This window comes from Coleofasciculus chthonoplastes PCC 7420 (assembly GCF_000155555.1).
Lineage (GTDB): Bacteria > Cyanobacteriota > Cyanobacteriia > Cyanobacteriales > Coleofasciculaceae > Coleofasciculus > Coleofasciculus chthonoplastes_A.
In genome coordinates this window covers 1-1,891 of record NZ_DS989845.1, presented here as the reverse complement: position 1 = coordinate 1,891, position 1,891 = coordinate 1, and the positions used below count along the sequence as shown (strand labels likewise).

Sequence of the window (1,891 nt, the reverse complement as noted above, 5' to 3'; positions counted from 1 at the left end):
ACCGACAACCGCAGAGCTTCCTGCACCAATATCAAAGATGTTAGTACCAGAATTATGGTAACCATGGACATAAGTTGCACCGAGGGCAATCCGATCGCCAAGGTTGAAATTCAACTGGGCTAGTGCCGCATATTCACCATTGAATACACCAAAGTCATCACCTGGATTTTCTGCGCCAGGACCTGCCAAGTAACCAAAAGTCAATGTACTTGGTCCCAATACCCTTTCTAGGGGACCCGCGCCTAGACTAAAGGCTGCACCTGCACCACCACCGATTCGATAGATGGGGCTTTCAGAGGCAAAGGCAGACAGGGCACCATTACCACCGTCATAGTCTTCAAAGTAAGGATTGAGGGTAGGAACGTAGTCACTATGAATCCCGCCAGTGCCAGCCACGTAAACTTTCGAGCTACCAAAGGTGAAGTAGTAAGCTAGCCAGTCTACAATAACATCATTGCCACCTGTGTTCCCTATGTTGAAGGTCTGAGTCGCCTCAAAACCTGCACCAGTATTAAGTAGATCCGCATTACCTGCAGCTAAACGAGTCACTAACCGATCCTGACCGGTGAAGCTGCTATTCAGTTCTAAACGAACCCGGTCTTGGAAGACAGTGTTATTGTCAAAGTCAGAATTAAACTCGTCGGTGAGGGCAAAAATCACTTCACCCCGTAATTTAGTCGTCGTGGAAAACTGATTATCTTCCAAGAACGCCACACGACCTTCTAGATTATCAACTCGCGCCCCTAGGGTTGCCAGTTCTGCTTCAAATTCCTGAATTAAGCGCCGCAGGGTTTCTAACTCAGTCTCATCAAAACCGCCACCCGGTAAAAGACGCTCAATTTGCTGTAAACAAGCATTCAAACCAGCGGCAAATTCGTAACGAGTCAGCGCCCGATTGCCACGATATGTACCATCCGGATACCCAGCGATACAACCGTAGCGTTCGACTAGGCTGCGTAGCGCTTCATACGCCCAGTCTCCCGGAGAAACATCGCGTAACTGACCCACACTTGTCACTTGTCCGCTGGAGTTTCCGCCTTCGCTGCTGTAGTCATTGATTTGATTTAAAATCTCAGCGTCATTGGGCGCAGCAGGGACAGCTTGAGCCAAGGTCGGTTGTACCTCTGGCTTCACCTCTAGACTGGCTGGAGTTAACTGTTCCGGATTAACCGCAATTTCTTCTGAAACCGTAATATCAGCAACACCATCGAACTGAACTTCTGGCGTTGCTGTTTGAGTGTCAGTGATAGGCAGATTGGCGCTATCGGCTGCACGTACTCCCACCGTAGATGCAACCAAGGTTACACCTAATACCGCTGGGCTAATAAGTAGAGACTTCCACAGTAATTTCGACATCTTCTGTCCTCACACCTTTACAGAAAGAATTTGATTGCCCTTCTCGCACTATGGTACATCGTCTATTGGCAGATGGTATTTTTTTGCTTAATTTTCAGGTTCATCTTGGAACTCTTGTCCATCTGCCAGTCAGTCAGCTTTTGCTAATACTGCTAATTATATATCTAAAATGGCTGCTTATTACACAAGCAGTCTTAGATGTCAAGCTTTTTAAACTGGTACTTAAGCCCTTGCCATATCAGCGTTTTACTGCTATGCGCTTAACTGGGACAGCGTTTGAGCCATCTCAAAGTCATTAGCTGTCAAACCCCCAGCATCATGGGTGGTGAGACTAATTGTCACCTTGTTATACGAAATCGCTAAATCAGGATGATGTCCAGCCGCTTCTGCGGGTTCAACAATCTTATTGACAAAGGCGATCGCTTCGACAAAATCTTTGAATTGGCGAGTTGTGTGTAACTCTTTCCCTTCAACAGTCCAGCCTTCTAATGACTTGACTTTTTCTTGAATTTCTGCGTCACTGAGTAACTCAGCC

Annotated in this window: 2 protein-coding genes; both read right to left on the bottom strand. The window is 46.9% G+C overall.

Translation table 11 applies throughout. From position 1 onward, the window contains the following. A partial coding sequence (locus MC7420_RS07540) for an iron uptake porin (protein WP_044205780.1) occupies window positions 1-1,356 on the bottom strand: 1,356 nt, incomplete at its 3' end. A 252-nt stretch (window positions 1,357-1,608) separates the two neighbouring features. Then, on the bottom strand, window positions 1,609-1,891 hold a 283-nt coding region (locus MC7420_RS07535; protein WP_006099838.1), incomplete at its 5' end, for a 4a-hydroxytetrahydrobiopterin dehydratase.